The sequence below is a fragment of the Pseudonocardia benzenivorans CB1190 genome (genome assembly GCF_000196675.2).
Lineage (GTDB): Bacteria > Actinomycetota > Actinomycetes > Mycobacteriales > Pseudonocardiaceae > Pseudonocardia > Pseudonocardia benzenivorans.
The window spans coordinates 6,577,452-6,597,800 of record NC_015312.1 but is presented as its reverse complement, the minus strand read 5'-3'; the positions used below and the strand labels follow the sequence as shown (position 1 = coordinate 6,597,800).

The window sequence follows — 20,349 nt, the reverse complement described above, 5'->3', positions numbered from 1 at the left end:
CACCCCGGCCGCAGGGTGCGGCCGCCGGTACAGGAATGGAGTGAGCGTGACGCTTCGGGTTGGCGTGAACGGCTTCGGTCGCATCGGCCGCAACTTCTGGCGGGCGGTCGACGCCCGGCGCACCGCGGGCACCGGTGACATCGAGATCGTCGCGGTGAACGACCTCACCGACACCGCGACGCTCGCGCACCTGCTGAAGTACGACTCGATCCTGGGCCGGCTGCCCCACGAGGTCGGCACCTCCGGCGAGGACATCGTCGTCGACGGCAGGCCGCTCGCGGTGCTGTCGGAGCGCGACCCCGCGCGGCTGCCGTGGAAGGACCTGGGCGTCGACGTGGTCGTCGAGTCGACCGGCATCTTCACCACGCGCGAGGGCGCGGACAAGCACCTCGACGCGGGCGCGAAGAAGGTCGTCATCTCCGCGCCGGCCACCGGCGAGGACATCACGATCGTCAAGGGCGTCAACGACGGCGACTACGACGGCTCGCAGGTCGTCGTCTCCAACGCGTCCTGCACCACCAACTGCCTGGCGCCGATGGCGAAGGTGCTCGACGACCTGCTCGGCATCGAGCGTGGCCTCATGACCACGATCCACGCCTACACCCAGGACCAGAACCTCCAGGACGGCCCGCACAAGGACCTGCGCCGGGCCCGGGCGGCCGCGCTGAACATCGTCCCGACCTCGACGGGTGCGGCCAAGGCGATCTCGCTGGTGCTGCCGCACCTCAAGGGCAAGCTGGACGGCTACGCCCTGCGGGTGCCGATCCCCACCGGCTCGGCCACCGACCTCACCGCGACCGTCGGCCGGGACACCACCGCCGAGGAGGTCAACGCCGCGATGAAGGCCGCGGCCGAGGGCCCGCTCGCGGGCGTCCTGAAGTACACCGAGGACCCGATCGTGTCGTCGGACATCGTGACCGACCCGCACTCGTGCATCTTCGACGCGGGCCTGACCAAGGTGTCGGGCAACCTGGTCAAGATCGTCGGCTGGTACGACAACGAGTGGGGCTACTCCAACCGCCTCGTCGACGTCACCGCGCTCGTCGGCTCGGCACTGTGAGGTCGCTCGACGACCTGCTGGCCGAGGGGGTCCGGGGTCGGACCGTCCTGGTCCGCTCCGACCTCAACGTCCCGCTCGACGGCGACCGGATCACCGACGACGGCCGCATCCGCGCGTCGGTCCCCACGATCTCGGCGCTCGCCAGGGCCGGGGCGCGCGTCGTCGTGACCGCGCACCTGGGCCGGCCGCAGGGCGGTCCCGACCCGCGGCTCTCGCTCGCACCGGTCGCGGCGCGGCTGGCGGAGCTGCTCGGGTCGTCGGTCGTGCTGGCGATGCTCGACTCCGTCCCCCCGATCGAGGACGGCGGCGTCGTCCTGCTGGAGAACATCCGGTTCGACCCCCGCGAGACCAGCAGGGACGACGCGGAGCGCGGTGCGCTGGCCGACTCGCTGGCGGCGCTCGCCGGCGCCGACGGCGCCTTCGTCTCCGACGGGTTCGGGGTCGTGCACCGCAAGCAGGCGTCGGTCTACGACGTCGCGACCCGGCTGCCCGCCTACACCGGCACCCTCGTCGCCGCCGAGGCCGACGTCCTCGCCCGGCTGACCGAGCGGTCCGCCCAGCCGTACGCCGTCGTGCTCGGCGGCTCGAAGGTGTCGGACAAGCTCGCCGTCATCGAGGCGTTGCTCCCGCGGGTCGACAGCCTGCTCGTCGGCGGCGGGATGTGCTTCACCTTCCTCGCCGCGCAAGGGCATTCGGTGGGTGCCTCGCTGTTGCAGGAGGAGCAGGTCGAGAACGCGAGGGCGCTGCTGGACTCCGGCAGGATCGTGCTGCCCGTCGACGTCGTCGTCGCCGACGCGTTCTCCGTCGACGCGCGCACCCGCGTCGTCCCGGTCGACGCGATCCCCGACGGGTGGATGGGCCTCGACGTCGGCCCCGAGTCCGTCGCCGTGTTCACGAAGGCCCTCGACGGGGCGCGGACGGTCTTCTGGAACGGCCCGATGGGCGTGTTCGAGCTGGCTCCCTTCGCCGAGGGCACCCGCGGTGTCGCGCAGGCGATCGTCGACGCCACCGCCGCCGGCGCGTTCAGCGTCGTCGGCGGGGGCGACTCCGCGGCCGCGGTGCGCGCCCTGGGCCTGCCCGAGGACGGGTTCTCCCACATCTCCACCGGCGGCGGCGCGTCGCTGGAGTACCTGGAGGGCAGGACGCTGCCGGGGCTGGCGGTCCTCGGGGCCTGACGACCTGTGCGTGGCGTCACCGGTCATGGCCGGTGACGCCACTCTCGGGTGGCCTGGTCGGGTGCGCGCCCACGGGCTAGCGTCGCAAGCCGTGGAATGGACCGGTGCCAGGTATGCCGACACACCTACCGTCGAGGACGAGATCTGGATCGACGCGCGGCCGGAGCGGGTCTGGGAGATCGTCGCCGCCGTCGAGGAGATGCCCTCGATGAGCAACGAGCTGCGGGCCGTCGAGTGGTGTGACGGCGCGACCGGACCGGCCGTCGGTGCGCGGTTCGTCGGGTACAGCAAGCACGACGCTCTGGGCGAATGGTCGACGACGTCCTATGTCGTCGAGTGCACCGCGCCGGAGACGCTCGCCTGGGCGGTCACCGATCCCGACGATCCCTCGGCGCGGTGGCGGTTCACGCTGCGGCCCGAGGGCGCCGGCACGCGGCTGAGCCAGTGGGTGCAGCTCGGCCCGGGCCGCTCCGGGCTCAGCTTCGCGATCGACGCCATGCCCGACAAGGAACAGAAGATCGTCTTCGTGCGCCTCCGCGAGTTCGAGGCGGGCATCCGCCGGACGCTGGCGGCCGTCAAGGAGCGTGCCGAGGCGGCGAGGTGACCGGTCGCCGGTCGTCGCGGATGCGTACCGCGACGACGGTCGAAGGGTCCGGGGCGGCGTCGTTCCAGGAGACCGTCACGTTCGTCGTCGAGGCCGAGAAGCTGGGGCTCGACGTCTGCTGGGTCGCCGAGGCCTGGGGTTCGGACGCGGTCTCGGTGCTGGGCTATCTGGCGGCCCGCACCGACCGGCTGCTGCTCGGGTCCGGGGTCCTGCAGGTGGGCACCCGGTCCCCGGTCGCGCTCGCGCAGGCCGCCCTGACGTTGGCCGACATGTCCGACGGCCGCTTCCTGCTCGGGCTCGGCACGTCGGGACCGCAGGTGATGGAGGGCCTGCACGGCGTGCCGTTCGCGAGACCGCTGACCCGCACCCGCGAGACGATCGAGATCCTGCGCAGCGCCCTCGCCGGCGAGAAGATCCGCTACGACGGTGCGGCCCACACGATCCCGCTGCCCGGCGAGTCGCGGCCGATGCGGCTCTCGGCGCGGCCCAACCCCGACATCCCGCTCTACCTCGCGACGATGTCGCCGAAGATGCTCGCGCTGACCGGTGAGCTCGCCGACGGCTGGCTGGGGACGAGCTTCGTCCCCGAGGGCGCCGCCGAGGCCTATTTCGCCCACCTCGACGCCGGGCTCACCGCCGCCGGGCGCACGCGCGCCGATTTCGACGTCTGTCAGGGCGCCGAGGTCTGCTTCGCGGCCGACGAGGAGGAGCTCGCCGCGATCGTCGACGACCGCAGGCGCGGCCTGGCGTTCAGTCTCGGCGGCATGGGCTCGTCGTCGACCAACTTCTACAACGCCGCGTACGGCCGGCAGGGCTGGGCCGACGTCGCGGCACGGGTCCACGAGCGCTGGCAGGCCGGTGACCGCGACGGCGCCGCCGCACTCGTCACGGACGAGATGGTGCTGGCCACGACGCTGATCGGCACCGAGGACATGGTCAGGGCGCGGCTTCGGGTCTGGCGCGCGGCAGGCGTCGACACCGTCCGGCTCTACCCGGCCGGGGACGATCTCGACGCCCGCCTGACGACGCTCGCCCGCGCGGTCGAGCTCGTGCGCGGGATCGGCTGAATCGTCGCCGGGGCGTCAGCCCGCCTCGCGCTCCCGGCGCGCCTCGTACGTCTTGACGTGCACGAACACCGTCCGCAGCAGGTCGACCGGGCGGTCGCCGGCGCGCGCCAGCAGGTCGCCGATGATGTGGTCGACCTCGGTGCGGTGGCCGGCGTCGATGTCGCGCATCATCGACGCCGTCATCGGCGAGCCGGGCGCGGTGAGGCCCGCGCGGGTCTGCGCCAGTGCGGCCGCCCGCGGCGGCCGGCCCTGCTCCTCGGCGATGCCCGCGACCTCGGCGATCAGCTGCTCGACCAGCGCGGTCCCGCCTGCGGCGACGATGTCGCCGACAGGTGCCCGCATCAGCGAGGTGATGCCGGCGGCGGAGGCGAGGAAGACCCACTTCTCCCACATGTCCTGCAGGATGTCGGCCGACTCGACCGCGTCGAAGCCGGCGCCGGTGAGCTCCTCCTGGATGGCCGAGGACCGGGCGGACGTGCCGCCCTTGAGCTCACCGTGGGTCAGGGTGTGCGGCTCGCCGAGGTGGTCGATCGAGCCGTCGGCACGCAGCACGAGGGGCGCCAGGCACGTCCCGCCCAGTACGGCCTCCGGGCCGAAGCGGTCGTCCAGGACGTCGATGTGGCGCATGCCGTTGAGCAGCGGCAGCACGGCGGTGTCCGGGCCCACGGCGGGCGCGATCGCGTCGACGGCGGAGTCGAGGTCGTAGCCCTTGGCGCCGAGGATCACCAGGTCGTACGGGTCCCGCACGGCGTCGGCGGTGACCGTCGTCGGGGCGGCGACGGCGAAGTCGCCGTGCGGGCTGCGGACGTGCAGCCCGTTCTGCGCGAGGAGGGCGGCGCGGGCCGGACGGACCAGGAAGGTGACGTCGCGACCCGCAGCGGCCAGCCGGCCGCCGAAGTAGCCGCCGATGGCACCGGCACCCAGGACGAGGATTCTCACCGCGCCAACCTAGTGCGCGGGCAGGGGCTACCGGGGCAGCCCGGTGACGAGGAACTCGTTCAGTTGCATGACGAGACGGCGCTGGTCACCGCGTCGGAGAGCGAGCTCACCGGTGTCGTCCAGGGTGCCGACGACCGCCGCGGACAGGTCGCGCCCGGCGAACGCGGCGAGGCACTCGTCCTCGCGGCCCTGTGGCACGCACAGCAGGAAGCCGAAGCTGGGGAAGCAGTTGAACCACCGGGTGAGCGGGACGTCGGCGGGGGCGGGCACGGCGTCGACGTCGACGGTCACGCCCAACCCGCGGGCCTCCAGCAGCATCGCCAGCGACCCCACCAGGCCCGCCATCGAGATGTCCTTGGCCGCGACGACGACGCCCTCGCGGGCCAGCCGCGGCATCAGCCGGACGTCGCCGGCGCATCGGTCGCCGCGCTCCTCGAAGGCCCGGAAGAACGGGAAGGTGGCGTTCATCGTGCCGATGGTGGCCGCCGCGACGACGAGGGACTGCCCCGGCTGTGCCCGCGTGACCGACAGCGCCAGCGCCGGGTCGGTCACCGACCCGACCGCGAACGCCGAGATCGCGGGCTCGCCGTCGTGCGCGGTGAGGTGGCCGCCGACGATCGGGACGTCGAGCAGCCCGGCCGCGGTACGCATGCCGGCGAGCGCGAGCCGGCCGGCCTCGGGGCTCGTCGCGATCGTGTCGACGATGCCCATCGGTACGGCGCCCATCGCGGCGATGTCGTTGACGTTGGCGAGGACGGCGGCGAAGCCCGCGCCACGTGGGTCGGCCTTCACGAACGGGGGGAAGATCGCCTCGCCGCAGACGACGACACCCGCGTCCGAGCCGACGGTCGGGGCCAGCGGCAGGACGGCGCCGTCGTCGCCCGGCCCGGCCACCCAGTCGGTCCCGCCCAGCACCTCGCCGACGACGGCGATGTCGGCCTTGGCGTGCAGGCCCGGATTGGCCAGCACGGACTCGACGAGCTCGTCGAGCACGCGTGCGTCGGTGGGGGTGTCGGACTGCGTCACGTACGTATCGTGCCTTCTTCTCGGGGCGGCTTTCGGCGTTCTCGGGGGCCCGCGTCAGCCGCGCAGGAGCCACCAGACGGCGGTCGTGGTCTCCGGGCCGGGGTTGTGCCAGCTGTGCGGGCGGTCGGCCGGGAAGTGCAGCGAGTCGCCCGCCTCGAGGCGGTAGCGCTCGCCGGCCACGTCGACGGCCAGCACACCCGCCGTGACCAGCACGAGCTCCTCGCCGGTACGGACGGACCGCGCGTCGCCGCTGCCACCGCCGGGCTCGATCTCGGCCCACACGCCGGCGCCGCGCAGCCGCTCGCCGGGCAGGGCGATCGCGGCCGCGTCGACACCGGAGGCCGCGGGTGCCCAGTCGCCCGGCGCCGCGGGACGCTCGCCGGCGCGGACGTGGACGCCCACCGGTCCCGCCCAGTCGGCGTCGTCGACGAAGAACCCGATGGGGCGGCCGAGCGCGGCGGAGAGTTTGAGCAGGGTGGTGATCGTCGGGACCATGTCGCCCCGCTCGACCTTGTGGATCGCGGCGGCGGAGACCTCGGAACGCCCGGCGAGCTGCTGCAGCGAAAGGCCGAGCAGCTGGCGGACCTCACGGACCTTCGGGCCGATGGCGCCGACGATCGGTTCCCAGCTCGCGACGTCGGCTTTCCCGTCGGCACGGACGTCCGGGGTGGCCATGGTGTGAGTCCTCCGTCGCTCGCAGGTCGTCCAGCATCATAAACGCCTTCCACCTATCGTGGACGACTTTTCTCCCCGCGCGGCGTGACCGCAGGTCGAGGCCGGGACGCGGACAGGTCTGCGCCCGCTCCACGACGGCGGCCTCGACCATGCGGTCGCCGCGACGCACGCCCGACCCGCGACACCGGTCCCGTCTCGTAGGATCGCCGCCGCACTCGTCCGCGCCCGAGAGGAACCGCCTTGTCCGAGATCGAGCTCCCCGACTCGCTGGGCTACACCGCCGAGCACGAGTGGATCGCCGCCGCCCCCGGCTCCGACGCACCCGCCGGCCCGGTCCGCGTCGGCATCTCCGCCATCGCGGTGGAGGCACTCGGCGAGATCGTCTACGTCGACCTGCCGGAGGTCGGCGCCGCGGTCACCGCCGGCGAGCCGTGCGGCGAGATCGAGTCGACGAAGTCGGTCTCGGAGTTGTTCAGCCCGGCGACCGGGACGATCGCCGAGGTCAACACCGCGCTCGTCGACGACCCGGCCGTCGTCGGCACCGATCCCTACGGGGAGGGCTGGCTGTTCGCCGTCGAGGTGACGGCGCTGGGCGAGCTGATGACCGCCGAGGCCTACCGCGCGGCCAACGCCGAGGACGCCTGACCCGGCACCTGCGGGACCCGGGTCAGTCGTTCGCGCCGCAGAGCACCAGGCACGGGTTCCGGGCAGGGATCCGGTCGGCCAGCCACGCCGCGAACGGTGCGGCGGCGGCCGGTTCGACGCGCAGCCGGAACTCGTCCCAGAGCAGGTCGCGCGCGGCGAGGATCTCGTCGTCGGACACCAGTACCGGGACCGTGTCGGCCGCGTCGAGCAGCGCGAACGCGAGATCGCCGATCCGGGTCGCACCCAGCGCCGACGCCGCGACCGAGTCGACCCCGACGTCGACGGGCCCCCCGGCGGTGAGTGCCGCGTGGACCGCCCGGCAGTGCTCGGGTTCGACGGTGACGATGCGCCGACCGCCGATCGCGAGCGAGGTCCCGGCCGCGAGCCCGCCGCCACCCGCGGCGACGACGACCGCGTCGACGTCGGGCGCGTCGGCCACGATCTCCGCGGCGACGGTGCCCTGGCCGGCGACGACCTCGGGCTGGTCGTACGCGTGCAGGTAGCGGCCGCCCTGCTCGGCGCGCGCGGCGGCGGCGGCCTCGGCGTAGGTGTCGCCGTGGCGGACGAGCTTCGCCCCCGCCGCCTCGATGCGTCGCGCCTTGGCATCGGGCACGGACTCGGGCACGTAGACCGTCGCGGGGACGCCCAGCCGGGCGGCCGCGGTGGCGACCCCGAGCCCGTGGTTGCCGCCCGACGCCGTCACGACCCGGTCGGGGCGCTCACCCGACAGCAGCGCGTTCGTCGCGCCGCGCATCTTGAACGAACCGCTGCGCTGCAGGTGCTCGAGCTTGAGCAGCAGCGGGCGGCCGTCGACCTCGGTGGCGAACAGCGGCGTGCGACGGACGTGCGGGGCGACACGGGTCGCGGCGGCGGCCACGTCGGCGGGAGAAGGACTCACGTCCCCATGATGGACCTCGCCCGTCGCTAGTCTCGGCGACGATGACCACGGACGACCGCGCGCCGTCGCCCGCCGCCAAGGTCGGCGAGCGGATCCTGCGCGTCGCCGGTCGGGCCGTCGCGGCGGTGATCTGGCAGGGGCCGCGATCCGACGCCCGCTGGCCCTACCCGCGCGGGCGGCGGCTGACCCGCTGGCTGACGGTGCTTTTCGTCGTCTACGGGCTGATCGTCGCCGGCGCCGCGGCCGGGGCGGTCTTCAACGACGACGCCCGCATGGTCGGCGGCCTCGCGTTCCTCATGCTGCTGCCGTTCGTCGCCGCGCTGTGGCTGGTCCACCGCCGGCCGCTGGACGCGTGGCGGCTCATGGCCGCCTGGGTGCTCGTCCTGCCGTTCCTCGTCGGGCCGCCGGTGCCGACCGTGCCGGTGCTCGAGGTGTGGGAGTGGCTGTTCGTCGTCCCGGTCGTGCTGCTCGCGGCGTGGGCCGGACCGGCCGGGGTGTCGCTGGCCGTCGGCGGGCTGACGGTCGCGCTGCTCGGTGTGCTCACCCTCGTCTCGCCGTGGCCCGTGGAGGCGTCGTACCTGTGGGGCTCGGTGCTCGTCGTGGCGGTCGTCGTCGCCGTCGGGATGGCCTTCGGGGCGCGCTGGGACGCCCGCGTGGCGCTGGAGGCGGAGCGGATCCGGGTCGCCGAGGCGCAGGCCGAACGCGGGGCGCTGGCCGAGCGGGCGCGGATCGCGCGGGAGATGCACGACGTCGTCGCCCACCACATGTCGATGATCGCGGTGCGCTGCGAGACCGCGCCCTACCGGCTCGGTGACCTGCCCGAGAACGCCCGCGCGGAGCTCGCCGAGGTCGCGGCGGCGGCGCGGGAGGCGCTCGGGGACCTGCAGAACCTGCTCGGGGTGCTCCGTTCGTCCAACGCCGACGGGGCCGAGCGGGCGCCGCAGCCCGGCACCGACCAGCTGGAGACGCTCCTGTCCGACGCCCGCGCCGCCGGCGCCGACGTGAGCTGGGAGATCGACCCCGGCGGACCCGTCCCGGCGCCGCTCGGGCTCACCGTCTACCGGATCGTCCAGCAGGGACTGGCCAACGCCGCGCAGCACGCGGCCGGTGCGCCGGTGCGGGTCCGGGTCGCGCGCTCGGCCGACGTGCTGGTCGTCGTCGTGGAGAACGACGCGGGCACCGGGCCCGACGTCCCCGGCGGCGGGCAGGGCCTGCGCGGCATGCGCGAACGTGTCGAGGTGCACGGCGGCACCCTGCACGCCGAACAGGTGGACGCGGGTTTCCGGCTGCGTGCCGAGCTGTCGATCGGGGGACGGCCGTGATCCGGGTGCTCGTCGTCGACGACCAGGCGATGGTGCGGGAGGGCTTCGCCGCGCTGCTCGACGCCCAGCCGGACATGGAGGTCGTCGGCACGGCGGGCGACGGCCGGGCGGCGCTGCCCGTCGCCGCGACGCGACATCCGGACGTCGTGCTGATGGACATCCGGATGCCGGAGATGGACGGACTCGAGGCGGCGCGGCTGCTGCTGGCACAACCCGACCCGCCGAAGGTCGTCGTCCTGACCACGTTCGACCTCGACGACTACATCTTCGACGCGCTCGCGGCAGGCGCGAGCGGGTTCCTGCTCAAGCACGCGCCCGCGACCGACCTGCTCCACGCGGTGCGCGTCGTCGCCGCGGGCGAGGCCCTGCTCGCGCCCGAGGTGACGCGGCGGCTCATCGCTCACTTCGTCGCCGCCCGGCCCGACCCGGCCGCCGCCGGACCGCGCCCCGACCGGCTCGCGCCGCTGACCGACCGTGAGACCGAGGTACTGGGTCTGGTCGCCCGGGGGCTGTCGAACACCGAGATCGCGGACGCCCTCGTCCTCGCCGAGCAGACCGTGAAGACGCACGTCAGCCGGATCTTCGGCAAGCTCGGGCTCCGCGACCGGGCGCAGGCCGTCGTGGTCGCCTACGAGTGCGGGCTCGTGCGACCGCAGGGGTAGGACCCCACGCCCGCGGGACCCCGGTAGGGGGTCGAAGACGGCTCCGTAGCGTGACGATCCCGGACCGTTTCGTTCTTAGCGTCGACCAGCGTGACCTTCCGCTGGTTGTACCCCTTCGCCGCCGCCGCGATCCTGTTCGGGCTGCTCGTGGCGCTGGCGTGGCCCGCGTCCGCGGCGCCGGCCGCGGCCGTTGCGCGGGACCCTGCGTGTGCCGCGTCCCTCGCCGCCGCGAACACCCAGGGTGACGACCTCCGGGTCCTCGGCTGCGACCCCGCCGGGCGCGGGCTCGCCGTCGTCGCGCTCGGGGACCCGGCCACCGCGCGGTCGGTCGCCGTGATCGTCCCGGGCTCCGACACGGATCTGCACTCGATCGCGAAGCCGCTCTCGTGGGCCCGCGCGCTGCGGGCGGCGGCGGGACCGGACACCGCGGTCGTCGTCTGGGTCGGGTACCGGACGCCGCAGGGGCTCGGGCTCGACGCCGCGTCCGGCGCGCCGGCCCGGGCAGCCGCCCCGGCGCTCGACACGTTCGTCGAGTCGGTGCGCGCCGCGCACGTCGCCGGCCCGCCGCACCTGACGGTCGTCGCGCACAGCTACGGCGCGGTCGTCGCCGCACTGGCCGCGCCGGACCTCGACGCCGACGACCTCGTCCTGCTCGCCAGCCCCGGCGCCCGCGCCGACGACGTTGCGGACCTGCACACCCGCGCGCACGTCTTCGCCGCCCGTGCTCCCGCGGACTGGATGCGGTGGGTGCCGTCGATCGAGATCGGCGACCTCGGGCACGGCGCCGACCCGGCCTCACCGTCGTTCGGCGCCACCCTGCTGCCGACGACGGGCGTCACCGCGCACGACCGCTACCTGGCTCCCGGCAGCGCGACGCTGGACGCCGTCGCCGCGGTCGCGTCCTCGCCGGATGCGGCGGTCGCGTCCTCGCCGGATGCGGCGGTCGCGTCCTCGCCGGAGGCGACGGTCACGTCGTCGCCCGCCGCGGCGGTGGCGGCGTGACCGCGCTGCCCCTCGGCCGGCCCCTGCCTCGGCCGGCGCGGCCCACGCTCCGTGCGACAGGCGTGGTCGCCGGCGCGGCCGGGGGCGTCGCGTCGCTCGCGATGCCCTACGTCCTCGATCCCGGCGTGGCGTTGCGGCTGGTCGTCGCCGTGCTGGTCGCGCTGCAGATCCGGCTGCTGTTCGCGATCCCGGCCATGGTCGTGCACCTCGTCATCCGGCTGCGGTCGCGGCGGCTGCACGCCACGCTGTGCGTCGCCGTGCTCGCCGCCGCGCCGCTCGTCGGAGCCGGGACGCCGGACGCGCCCGCCGCGCCGCCCGCGCCTCCTGGGCTCTCCGTCGCCGGCGCCGAGTTCGTCGCCGGGGCGACGGCACCCGCCCGGATCACCCAGGTCACCGGCGCCCCCGCGGTGGAGCCGATCCGCGCCTACGCCTCGCTCGGCGACGGCGGCACCGACGCCGCCCGGGCCGCCGCGGCCGTCGACGACCTGCGGCGCGACGGCGGGTTCACCCGCTCGACGATCCTCGTCGCCGCGCCGACCGGGTCGGGCTGGGTCGATCCCGCCGCGGTCGCGACGGTGGAGTACCTGACCGGCGGGAACGTCGCGACGGTCGCAGTGCAGTACGCGGACCGTCCGAGCTGGGTCGAGTACCTCGAGGGCACCGGGCCGGCCGAGCGGTCCGCCGCGGCGCTGGTCACCGCCGTCCGTGCCGCGCTCGACGCGCTGCCCGCCGGACCGCGCCCGCGGCTCGTGCTGTTCGGCGAGAGCCTCGGCGCGATCGCCGCGGCGGGTGTCGCGGACCGGGCCGACGCGACCCTGCTCGCGGGCCTGCCGGGCAGCGCGAACCGGCCGGCGCCGCCGCACGCGACGACGATCCTCAACGCCGACGACCCCGTCGGGTACTGGTCGCCGCGGTTGCTCGTCGCGCCCGACGGGCCGGGACCCTGGTTGCCGATCGTCACGTTCTGGCAGGTCACGGGTAGTCTTCCGGGTGCGCAGGACGTCCCGGCGGGGCACGGGCACCGCTATGGCGGCGGGTTCGCGCAGGGGTTCGTCGACGCGGGCGCGGTCCCGGCACCGGCAGCCGCGACGGTCACGGCGGTCGGCCGGGCGATCGACGGGTGAGTCCACGGGCGACCGTTCGACCGGTCCGATCCGCGCATTCCGGCACGCGGGTGCGATCCGGGCTACGGTGGAGAGGTCAGTCGGGCGGGCAACGCCCCGGTGCCGGTCTTCCGGCCCGGATCGCCGTCTGGATCACCGGTCGCTGCGGCGGCCCCGCCCGCGAAGGACGTACCGAATGTCAGGACTGCGTGGTCACAGCAACCGTGTCGCGGCAGGCGAGTGGGCCGACGCGCAGATCGCGCTCCGCGACAGCTGTGCGGCCCAGGACCGGCAGGCGGTGCGGGTCGTCGCCGCGCAGGCCACCGATGCCGACGACTGCCGTGAGCTGCTCGCGATGCTCGGGCTGAAGGCCCCCGGGCAGGGCTGACCCGTCGGCGGTCTCCCGCCGGTGGTTCGGCGCGGGTCCGGGTCAGGTCTGCAGCGACGCGCCGCCGTCGACGTAGAGCTCCTGCATCGTGACGTGCCGGGCCGCGTCGGAGGCCAGGTAGGCGACGGCTTCCGCGATGTCGGCGGGATCGGCGACGCGGCGCAACGGGATGCCGACGCGGTGGTCGGGCAGCGAGCCCGCGATCGCCTTCTCGGCGGCGTCGTCGACGGCGCCGGCGACGGGCAGGGCGCGCAGCATCGTCGTGTCGGTCGAGCCCGGCGAGACGACGTTGGCGCGCACGCCGAACTCGGCCAGCTCCAGCCCGGCACAGCGCGTGAGGTGGATCGCCGCGGCCTTGGACGTCGCATAGCCGACGATCCCGGTGCGCGGCACGCTCCCCGCGTTGGACGCGACGACCACGATCGACCCGTGCCGCCGCCCGGCCATCCGCCGCCCCACGGCCCGCAGCATCCGCAGCACCCCGGTGGTGTTGACGTCGAGCACCGCGGCCCAGTCGTCGTCGGTGGTGTCGAGCAGCCGTGCGGGCCGGATGATGCCGGCGGTGCAGACGAGCACGTCGATCGGGCCGTGCGTGGTCTCGACGTCGTCGACCACCCGTTCGACGCCCGCGGTGTCGGTCACGTCGAGCGCGACGTTCGCGGCGGCCCCGGGCGCGTCGGGAGCGTCCACATCGGACGCCACGACGGCGTGGCCGCGTGCGGCGAGGGTCGCGACGACGGCACGTCCGATGCCACCGCCCGCACCGGTGACGAGCGCGATGCGGGCGGGCTTCTCCGGGTCGGTCATGCGAGCAACGTAGGTCCCCGGTGACGACGTCCGCGACGGCGGGAGCGGTCGTGCGTGGCGATGGTCGCCATGGCGACCATCGCCACGCACGGGGTGGGTCGCGGATCGGGTTTACCGTGGGGGCGTGACGGCGGCGCAGGCGCGGGCGACGGTGACGAGCGAGGCCGTCGTCGACACGGCGTTGACCTTGTTCGCCGAACGCGGCTACCACGGGACGGCGTTGAGCCAGATCGCCGAGGCGCTCGGCATCCGCACGCCGAGCCTCTACAACCACATGCGCTCCAAGCACGACCTGCTGCGCGTGATCGTCGACCGGACGACGGCCGCGGTGCTGGCCGACTTCCACGAGGCGGTCGAGGACGTCGACGACCCGGTCGAGCGGCTGCGCCGGGCCACCCGGGTCTACGCGCACCGGCACGCGACGCACCGCCGCGAGGCGCTCGTCGTCAACCGGGACACCGGGAGCCTCGAGGAGCCGCACCGCACGGAGCTGCAGCAACGTCGCCGCGAGCACGAGCACGCGATCCGCGGTCTGATCGCCGACGGGGTCGAGGCCGGGGTCTTCATGGTCGAGTCGCCGCGGCTGGCGTCGTTCGCGATCCGGGAGATGTGCGTGTCGGTGGCCCGCTGGTTCTCCGACGACGGTCCGCTCTCGGCCGACCAGGTCGCCGACCAGTACGCGGACTTCGCGGTGAGCGTCGCCCGTGGTTGCGCGACTAACTAGCGTTAGCTAACGTCGGCCGCGCCCCGAGGAGGCGCACCCGTCGAGGAGGCGCGATGCTGCGTACGGACCTGATCCGGCCCCTGCCGGATCTGCTGGCCGAGCACGCCCGCGTCCGGCCCGACGTGACGGCGTTCGTCGACGACCGGCGCGCGGACGACTACGCGACCCTCGCGCGCAACACCGCCGCGCTGGCCGGCAACCTGCAGCGCCTCGGGCTCGATCCCGGCGACCGCGTGCTGCTGTACCTGGACAACTCCGTCGAGACGGTCGAGGCCTACCTCGCCGTGCCGCGGGCCGGCGGGATCGCCGTCTGCGCGAACCCGGGGTCGGCGGCACCCGAGGTCGCGCACGTGCTCGCCGACAGCGGCGCGCGGTTCGTGATCACCGACGCCGCGCACGTCGACACCGCACGGACCCTCGTCGGCGAGGACGTGCGGCTGATCGTCGTCGGGGAGTCCTACGAGGCGCTCCTCGAACCCACCGACGTGCGCCCGCGCGACGGGTTGGCCCTCGACGACCCGGCCTGGATGCTCTACACCTCCGGCACCACCGGTCGCCCGAAGGGCGTGTACCTCACCCAGCGCGGCTGTCTGTGGGTCGTCGCCGCGTGCTTCGCGCCGATCCTCGGCGTCGGCCCCGGCGACGTGCTGCTCTCGCCGCTGCCGCTGTTCCACTCCTACGCGCTGGTGCTGTGCGTGCTCGCGGTCGCGGCGACCGGTGCGTCGGAACGGCTCCTGCCGCGCTTCTCCGTCGAGTCGGTGCTCAGGCGCCTGCGCGAGCCCGGCCCGGAGGGTCCGGTGACGGTCTTCCCCGGCGTCCCGACGATGTTCCACTACCTGCTCGACCGCGCCCGCGACTCCGGACTCGGCGCCACCGACCTGCGGGTCTGCATGTCGGCCGGCGCGATCATGCCCGCCGCGCTCAACGCGGAGTTCGAGGCGACGTTCGGGGTGCCGCTGCTCGACGGCTACGGCATCACCGAGACCTCGACGATGGTCACGATGAACTGGCCGACCGGGACCCGCGTCATGGGCTCGTGCGGGCTGCCGCTGCCCGGGCTCACCGTCCGGCTCGTCGACCCGGCCACCGGACGCGACGTGCTGCCCGGCGAGGAGGGCGAGCTGTGGGTGCAGGGCCCGAACGTCACGCCCGGGTACCACGAGCTGCCCGACGCGACGGCCGCCGTGCTCGTCGACGGCTGGTACCGGACCGGTGACCTCGGGCGCCGCGATGAGCACGGCTACCTGCGGATCTCCGGCCGGACGAAGGAGATGATCATCCGGGGCGGCGAGAACGTGTACCCGGCCGAGGTGGAGGACGCGCTGCTCGCGAGCGACGAGGTGGCCGACGCCGCGGTCGTCGGCGCCCCGCACGCCGGGCTGGGCGAGGTCCCGGTCGGGTTCGTCGTGCCGCGCGACCCGGCCGCGTTCGACGCGGAGAAGGTGCTGGCCGTGTGCCGGGACCGGCTGTCGTCGTTCAAGGTGCCGGACCGGCTCGTCGTCACCGCCGACATCCCGCGCACCGGCTCGGGGAAGATCCTCAGGTTCCGCCTGCAGCAGCGACTCACCGGGGAGCCCTCGTGAAGATCGGATCGCTCGACGTCCGGCCCGTACTCGACGGGGTGGGCCACGAGTCGAAGGACGCGCTCACCAGACCGGGGGTCGAGGATCCCTGGGCCTGCCATCCGGGCCAGGTCGAGGCCGACGGCAGGTTGCACTTCGACCTCGGCGGCTTCCTCGTCCGGACCGGGGACCGGGTCGTGCTCGTCGACGTCGGTGTCGGCGGGATCAGCAACGACAGCTACACCGGCGGGGACTTCCTCGACTCGTTGCGCGCGTACGGGATCGGGCCCGAGGACGTCACCGACGTGCTGTTCACGCACCTGCACTTCGACCACGTCGGCTGGGCGACGCGCAAGGGCGAGATCGTCTTCCCGAACGCGACCTACCGCGTGCACGCCGCCGACTGGGCGCACTTCGTCGAGGCCGACGACGCCGCCCCGGGAGCGGTCCGCAAGCTCGCGCCCCTGCGGGACCGGTTGGCGCCCTTCGACTCCGACGTGACGATCGCCCCCGGCCTCGACGCCCGGCACACCCCCGGGCACACCCCGGGGTCGACGGTCTACGTGCTCTCCGGCGACGACGGGCAGCGCGCGCTGCTGCTGGGCGACGTCGTGCACTCCGTCGTCGAGCTCGCCGAGCCCGACTGGCAGGCGGTGTTCGACGTCGATCCCGTCGCCGCGAGCGCCGCGCGCAACGCCGTCGCCGAGGAGGTCCGCGACCGCCCGGACCTGGTCGTCGGCGCCCACTTCCCGGGACTGCGGTTCGGCCGCGTCGTGACGGTCGACGGGGACCGCAGGTTCCGGGCGCTCTAGAGAGGATCAGCATGGATCTCGGACTCGCCGGCACGACGGTGCTGGTCACCGGTGCGGGCCAGGGGCTCGGCCGCGCGATCGGCATGGCGTTCGCCGCGGAGGGCGCCAACGTCGCCTTCCACTTCCACACCTCGGGGGACGGCGCCGAGAAGGCCGCCGCCGAGGCCGCGGAGCTGGGGGTGAAGGCGCTGGCCGTGGGCGCGGACCTGCGCGACGAGGCGGCGGTGTCGACGATGGTCGAGCGCGTCGAGTCCGAGGTCGGCCCCATCGGGGTCCTGGTCAACAACTCCGCGGCGACGCGCAAGCAACGCTTCCTGGAGTCGACGCCGGCCGACTGGGCACCGCAGGTCGACGTCACCGTCACCGGGACGCTGCAGGTCACCCACGCCGTCGCGACGTGCATGGCCGAGCGCAAGGCCGGCGCGATCGTGAACCTGATGGGCGACTCGGGGCGCGTCGGCGAGTCGGGTCTGCTCGTCACCGCGACCGCCCGGTCGACGACGGTCGGACTCACCCGCTCGCTCGCGAAGGAGCTGGCGCGCTACGGAATCCGGGCGAACGCCGTCTCGCTCGCGCTCGTCCGCACCGACAACATCGACGCCCACTCCGGCAACGCCGACGACGAGCAGATGCGCAAGATCCTCGCGATGTACCCGCTGCGCCGGCTCGGCCGCCCCGAGGACGTCACGCCGATGGTGCTGCTGCTCGCCTCGCCGCTGTCGTCGTGGACGACGGGCCAGGTGGTGTCGGTCAACGGCGGGTACGCGATGCCGTGAACGGCTCCCCGCTCGGAACCTCCGTGCCGCGCAAGGAGGACCGCAGGCTCGTCACCGGGCGCGGACGGTTCGTCGGCGACCTGCAGCTGCCGCGGATGCGCCACGTCGCGTTCGTGCGCAGCCCCGTCGCGCACGCGCGGATCGTCTCGCTGGACGCCGGGCCGGCCCGCGAGGCCGGGTACCGCGTCTTCACCCAGGCCGACCTCGGCGGGATCGTGTTGCGGGCGCAGAGCGCACTGCCGTCGTATGTGGAGACGGGTCAGCCCGCGCTCGCCGAGGGCAAGGTGCGGTTCGCGGGCGAGCCGGTCGCGGCCGTCGTCGCCGCCGACCGCTACCGCGCCGAGGACGGCGCCGAGCTGGTCGACGTCGACTACGCCACACTGCCCCCGGTGACCGTCGCGTGGGACGCGGGCGCCGCCGCCGTGCACGACGAGGCGCCCGACAACGTCCTGCTGGAGCGGACGTTCGACGCGGGCGACGTGGACGGCGTGCTCGCCGGGGCCCACCTGACGGTCGAGCGGGAGCTGGTGACCAACCGGCACGCCGGCAACCCCATGGAGTGCCGGGCCGGGGTGGCGCTGTTCGATCCCGCCGACCGTCGGCTCACGTTCTGGTCGGGCACCCAGGTGCCGCACCTGGTGCGCAACATGATCGCCGAGCTGCTCGGGCTCTCTGAGGGCAACGTCCGCGTCGTCGCGCCCGACGTCGGCGGCGGGTTCGGCGTCAAGGCCGTGCTCTACCCCGAGGACGTCGCGCTGTGCGCGATCGCGCTGCAGCTGCCGGGGACGCCGGTCAAGTGGGTGGAGGACCGGGTCGAGCACCTCGCCGCCGCCACCCACGCGCGCGACCACCGCTACCTGCTCACCGCGGGCTTCGCCGCCGACGGCACGCTGCTCGCGCTGCGGGCCGACGTGACGTGCAACGTCGGCGCCTACTCCGTCTACCCCTGGACGGCCGGCATCGAGCCGCTCATGGCCGGCGGCCTGCTCACCGGGCCGTACAAGCTGGAGCACTACCGCGCCACGGTGCGCGGCGTCGCCACCAACACCGCGCCGTCGGGCCCGTACCGCGGCGTCGCGCGGCCCGCCAGCGTGTTCGCGATGGAGACGCTGCTCGACGACGCCGCCGCGCGGCTCGGCATGACCGGCGTCGACATCCGGCGGCGCAACGTGATCCGTCCCGAGGACATCCCGTACCGGATGCCGTCGCGGCTCGTCGACGACTCCGGGCACTACGACGAGTGCCTGACGAAGGCGCTCGACGCCGTCGGCTACGACGAGCTGCGCGCCGAGCAGCAGCGCCGCCGCGGCACCGGCGAGTCGCCGATCGGGATCGGGTTCGCCTGCTACAACGAGCTGACGGGGCTGGGCCGGGCCGCGTCGGCGGGTCCGCGGATGCCGTTCCGCACCGGGCACGATGCCTGCACCGTGCGGGTCAACCCCGACGGCCGGGTCACCGTGTTCTCCGGCGTCACGTCGCAGGGCCAGGGCCTGGAGACGACCGTCGCGCAGATCGTCGCCGACGCGCTCGGCGTCCGCTACGACGACGTCGACGTCCGGATCGGCGACACCGACGCGTCGCTGTGGGGGTTCGGCGCGTTCTCGTCGCGCCAGGCCGTCATCGGTGGCGGGGCCGCACACCGGTCGGCGCTGGCCGCGCGCTCGAAGGTGCTGCGGCTCGCGGCCGGGCTGCTGGAGGTCGACCCCGCGGACCTCCAGATCGAGGACGGTGTCGTCGCCGTCGTCGGCTCCCCGGACACGACGATCGGCCTGCCCGAGGTCGCGCGCGTCGCCTACCTGGAGTCCAACCGGCTGCCCGACGGCATCGAGCCGGGTCTCGAGGCCACCGAGTTCTACGACCCCGTCCGCGGCGCCTTCGCCGCGGGGGCGCAGGTCGCGGCCGTCGAGGTCGACCGGACGACCGGCGCGGTGCGCATCCTGCGCTACGCCTGCGTCGAGGACGCCGGCCGCGCGATGCACCCGCAGATCGTCGACGGCCAGATCGCCGGGTCGATCGCGCAGGGCATCGGCGGCGCGCTGTACGAGCACCTCGTCTACGACGCCGACGGCAACCTGTCGACGGGCACCCTGCTCGACTACCTCATGCCGACGAGCGCGGAGATCCCCGAGCTGACGATCGGGCACGTGGCCCGGCCGGCGGCCAACCCGCTCGGCGTGCGGGGCGTCGGGGAGGGCGGCACGCTCGGCCCCAACGCCGTGCTCGCCGGGGCGGTGTCGGACGCGCTCGGCGTGCGGATCGACGAGTTGCCGTTGTCACCGTCGGTGGTGTGGACGGCGGCGCGCCGGGCCGCAGAGGATGCCGGGAAGACCCCCGTCGAACCCGGAGGACGACACAGTGACTGAGCTCGTGGATCTGTCGGTGAGAGGCCGGACGGCCGTCGTCACGCTGCAGCGGCAGGCCAAGCGCAACGCCTTGACGATCGAGCTGTGCGACCTGATCCGCGAGGCGGCGACCACGGCGGTGGCCGACGGGGCGCGGTCGCTCGTCGTCACCGGGGAGGGAACGTCGTTCTGCTCGGGCGCCGACCTCGACGCGGTCTACGGCGACGCGTTCCGCGAATCGCTCTACGGGATGCTGCACGCGCTCGCCGCGCTGCCGGTCCCGGTCGTCGCCGCGGTCAACGGCCCGGCCATCGGTGCGGGCACCCAGCTCGCGATCGCCTGCGACGTGCGCGTCGCCGCGCCGGGTGCCGCCTTCGCGATCCCGACCGCGGGCAACGCGCTGGCCGTCGACCCGTGGACGATCCGCCGGTTCGCGCTGCTCGCGGGCAACGGCGCCGCCCGCGCCGCCCTGCTGGGCCTGGAGAAGATCGATGCGGACCGGGCCCACGCGCTGGGGCTGGCCGACCGGCTCGGCACCGTCGACGACGCGATCGCCTGGGCCGAGCAGATGGCCGAGCTCGCGCCGCTGACCCTCGCGTACTCCAAGCAGGTGCTCAACGCCGTGTTCGAGCCGGAGTTCGAGGCGGCGACGGCCGCCGAGCTGACCAGGTCGTTCGAGGCGTGCTGGACCAGCGATGACTTCGCCGAGGGCCGGGCCGCACGCCTGGAGAAGCGAAAGCCGCAGTTCAAGGGGTTGTGA

The 20,349-nt window shown here is 74.4% G+C and carries 21 protein-coding genes; 16 read left to right on the top strand and 5 right to left on the bottom strand.

The window, feature by feature from the left end:
* Positions 1-46: 46 nt before the first annotated feature.
* The 4 genes from gap to PSED_RS31275 all read left to right on the top strand — a co-directional run bounded on the left by gap (position 47) and on the right by PSED_RS31275 (position 3,906).
* Complete coding sequence (gene gap, locus PSED_RS31290) at positions 47-1,060, top strand: type I glyceraldehyde-3-phosphate dehydrogenase (protein WP_041760169.1); 1,014 nt, start codon at positions 47-49, stop codon at positions 1,058-1,060.
* Positions 1,057-2,235 carry a phosphoglycerate kinase gene (locus tag PSED_RS31285; protein ID WP_013678225.1) on the top strand — a complete coding sequence of 393 codons (1,179 nt, stop codon included), beginning with the start codon at positions 1,057-1,059 and terminating at the stop codon, positions 2,233-2,235. Before gap ends, PSED_RS31285 begins: the two co-directional genes overlap by 4 nt.
* 91 nt (positions 2,236-2,326) lie before the next feature.
* A complete protein-coding gene (locus PSED_RS31280) occupies positions 2,327-2,839 on the top strand; it encodes an SRPBCC family protein (protein WP_041760168.1) in 513 nt (170 codons plus the stop codon).
* 20 nt (positions 2,840-2,859) lie between these two features.
* Positions 2,860-3,906: an LLM class flavin-dependent oxidoreductase gene (locus tag PSED_RS31275; RefSeq protein ID WP_041762959.1), complete on the top strand. Its 1,047-nt coding sequence runs from the start codon at positions 2,860-2,862 to the stop codon at positions 3,904-3,906.
* Between the two features lie 15 nt (positions 3,907-3,921).
* On the opposite strand, the gene panE is transcribed toward PSED_RS31275, so the two are convergent.
* The 3 genes from panE to PSED_RS31260 are packed head-to-tail and all read right to left on the bottom strand — an operon-like array spanning position 3,922 to position 6,546.
* Positions 3,922-4,845: a 2-dehydropantoate 2-reductase gene (panE, locus tag PSED_RS31270; protein ID WP_013678222.1), complete on the bottom strand. Its 924-nt coding sequence runs from the start codon at positions 4,843-4,845 to the stop codon at positions 3,922-3,924.
* 27 nt (positions 4,846-4,872) lie between these two features.
* The gene (locus PSED_RS31265) at positions 4,873-5,871 is read right to left on the bottom strand and encodes an AIR synthase related protein (RefSeq protein WP_013678221.1); all 999 of its coding nucleotides are present in this window, start codon (positions 5,869-5,871) and stop codon (positions 4,873-4,875) included.
* A gap of 54 nt (positions 5,872-5,925) precedes the next feature.
* Positions 5,926-6,546: a helix-turn-helix domain-containing protein gene (locus PSED_RS31260; protein ID WP_013678220.1), complete on the bottom strand. Its 621-nt coding sequence runs from the start codon at positions 6,544-6,546 to the stop codon at positions 5,926-5,928.
* A gap of 240 nt (positions 6,547-6,786) precedes the next feature.
* Here PSED_RS31260 and gcvH point away from each other — a divergent pair, with 240 nt between their 5' ends.
* Positions 6,787-7,191 carry a glycine cleavage system protein GcvH gene (gene gcvH / locus PSED_RS31255; protein WP_013678219.1) on the top strand — a complete coding sequence of 135 codons (405 nt, stop codon included), beginning with the start codon at positions 6,787-6,789 and terminating at the stop codon, positions 7,189-7,191.
* A 22-nt stretch (positions 7,192-7,213) separates the two neighbouring features.
* On the opposite strand, the gene PSED_RS31250 is transcribed toward gcvH, so the two are convergent.
* Entirely contained in the window at positions 7,214-8,089 is an 876-nt protein-coding gene (locus tag PSED_RS31250) for a serine/threonine dehydratase (protein WP_013678218.1), read from the bottom strand.
* 41 nt (positions 8,090-8,130) lie between these two features.
* Between PSED_RS31250 and PSED_RS31245 the strand changes: the two genes are divergently transcribed.
* The 5 genes from PSED_RS31245 (at position 8,131) to PSED_RS31225 (ending at position 12,566) form a co-directional block, all read left to right on the top strand.
* A complete protein-coding gene (locus tag PSED_RS31245) occupies positions 8,131-9,411 on the top strand; it encodes a sensor histidine kinase (RefSeq protein WP_013678217.1) in 1,281 nt (426 codons plus the stop codon).
* Entirely contained in the window at positions 9,408-10,073 is a 666-nt protein-coding gene (locus tag PSED_RS31240) for a response regulator transcription factor (RefSeq protein ID WP_013678216.1), read from the top strand. The genes PSED_RS31245 and PSED_RS31240 overlap by 4 nt, the downstream gene beginning before the upstream one ends.
* 90 nt (positions 10,074-10,163) lie before the next feature.
* Entirely contained in the window at positions 10,164-11,075 is a 912-nt protein-coding gene (locus PSED_RS31235; protein WP_013678215.1) for an alpha/beta hydrolase, read from the top strand.
* Positions 11,072-12,199 (top strand): alpha/beta-hydrolase family protein, encoded by a 1,128-nt coding sequence (locus PSED_RS31230; RefSeq protein WP_013678214.1) that lies wholly within the window; start codon positions 11,072-11,074, stop codon positions 12,197-12,199. The genes PSED_RS31235 and PSED_RS31230 overlap by 4 nt, the downstream gene beginning before the upstream one ends.
* 175 nt (positions 12,200-12,374) lie before the next feature.
* Positions 12,375-12,566: a hypothetical protein gene (locus tag PSED_RS31225; RefSeq protein WP_013678213.1), complete on the top strand. Its 192-nt coding sequence runs from the start codon at positions 12,375-12,377 to the stop codon at positions 12,564-12,566.
* Positions 12,567-12,608: 42 nt separating this feature from the next.
* Here the strand turns inward: PSED_RS31225 and PSED_RS31220 are convergent, their stop codons facing one another.
* Positions 12,609-13,373, bottom strand: coding sequence for a 2,3-dihydro-2,3-dihydroxybenzoate dehydrogenase (locus PSED_RS31220; protein ID WP_013678212.1), 765 nt, complete (start codon positions 13,371-13,373; stop codon positions 12,609-12,611).
* A 124-nt stretch (positions 13,374-13,497) separates the two neighbouring features.
* Here PSED_RS31220 and PSED_RS31215 point away from each other — a divergent pair, with 124 nt between their 5' ends.
* Genes PSED_RS31215 through PSED_RS31190 form a run of 6 tightly spaced genes read left to right on the top strand, consistent with a single transcriptional unit; the run spans position 13,498 to position 20,349 of the window.
* On the top strand, positions 13,498-14,097 hold the full coding sequence (locus PSED_RS31215; RefSeq protein WP_013678211.1) for a TetR/AcrR family transcriptional regulator: 600 nt from the start codon (positions 13,498-13,500) through the stop codon (positions 14,095-14,097).
* Between the two features lie 53 nt (positions 14,098-14,150).
* Entirely contained in the window at positions 14,151-15,680 is a 1,530-nt protein-coding gene (locus tag PSED_RS31210) for a class I adenylate-forming enzyme family protein (protein WP_013678210.1), read from the top strand.
* On the top strand, positions 15,677-16,471 hold the full coding sequence (locus tag PSED_RS31205; RefSeq protein WP_013678209.1) for an MBL fold metallo-hydrolase: 795 nt from the start codon (positions 15,677-15,679) through the stop codon (positions 16,469-16,471). The genes PSED_RS31210 and PSED_RS31205 overlap by 4 nt, the downstream gene beginning before the upstream one ends.
* 11 nt (positions 16,472-16,482) lie before the next feature.
* On the top strand, positions 16,483-17,247 hold the full coding sequence (locus PSED_RS31200) for an SDR family NAD(P)-dependent oxidoreductase (RefSeq protein WP_013678208.1): 765 nt from the start codon (positions 16,483-16,485) through the stop codon (positions 17,245-17,247).
* 23 nt (positions 17,248-17,270) lie between these two features.
* On the top strand, positions 17,271-19,610 hold the full coding sequence (locus PSED_RS31195) for a xanthine dehydrogenase family protein molybdopterin-binding subunit (RefSeq protein ID WP_233899215.1): 2,340 nt from the start codon (positions 17,271-17,273) through the stop codon (positions 19,608-19,610).
* Positions 19,603-20,349, top strand: coding sequence for an enoyl-CoA hydratase (locus PSED_RS31190; RefSeq protein WP_013678206.1), 747 nt, complete (start codon positions 19,603-19,605; stop codon positions 20,347-20,349). The genes PSED_RS31195 and PSED_RS31190 overlap by 8 nt, the downstream gene beginning before the upstream one ends.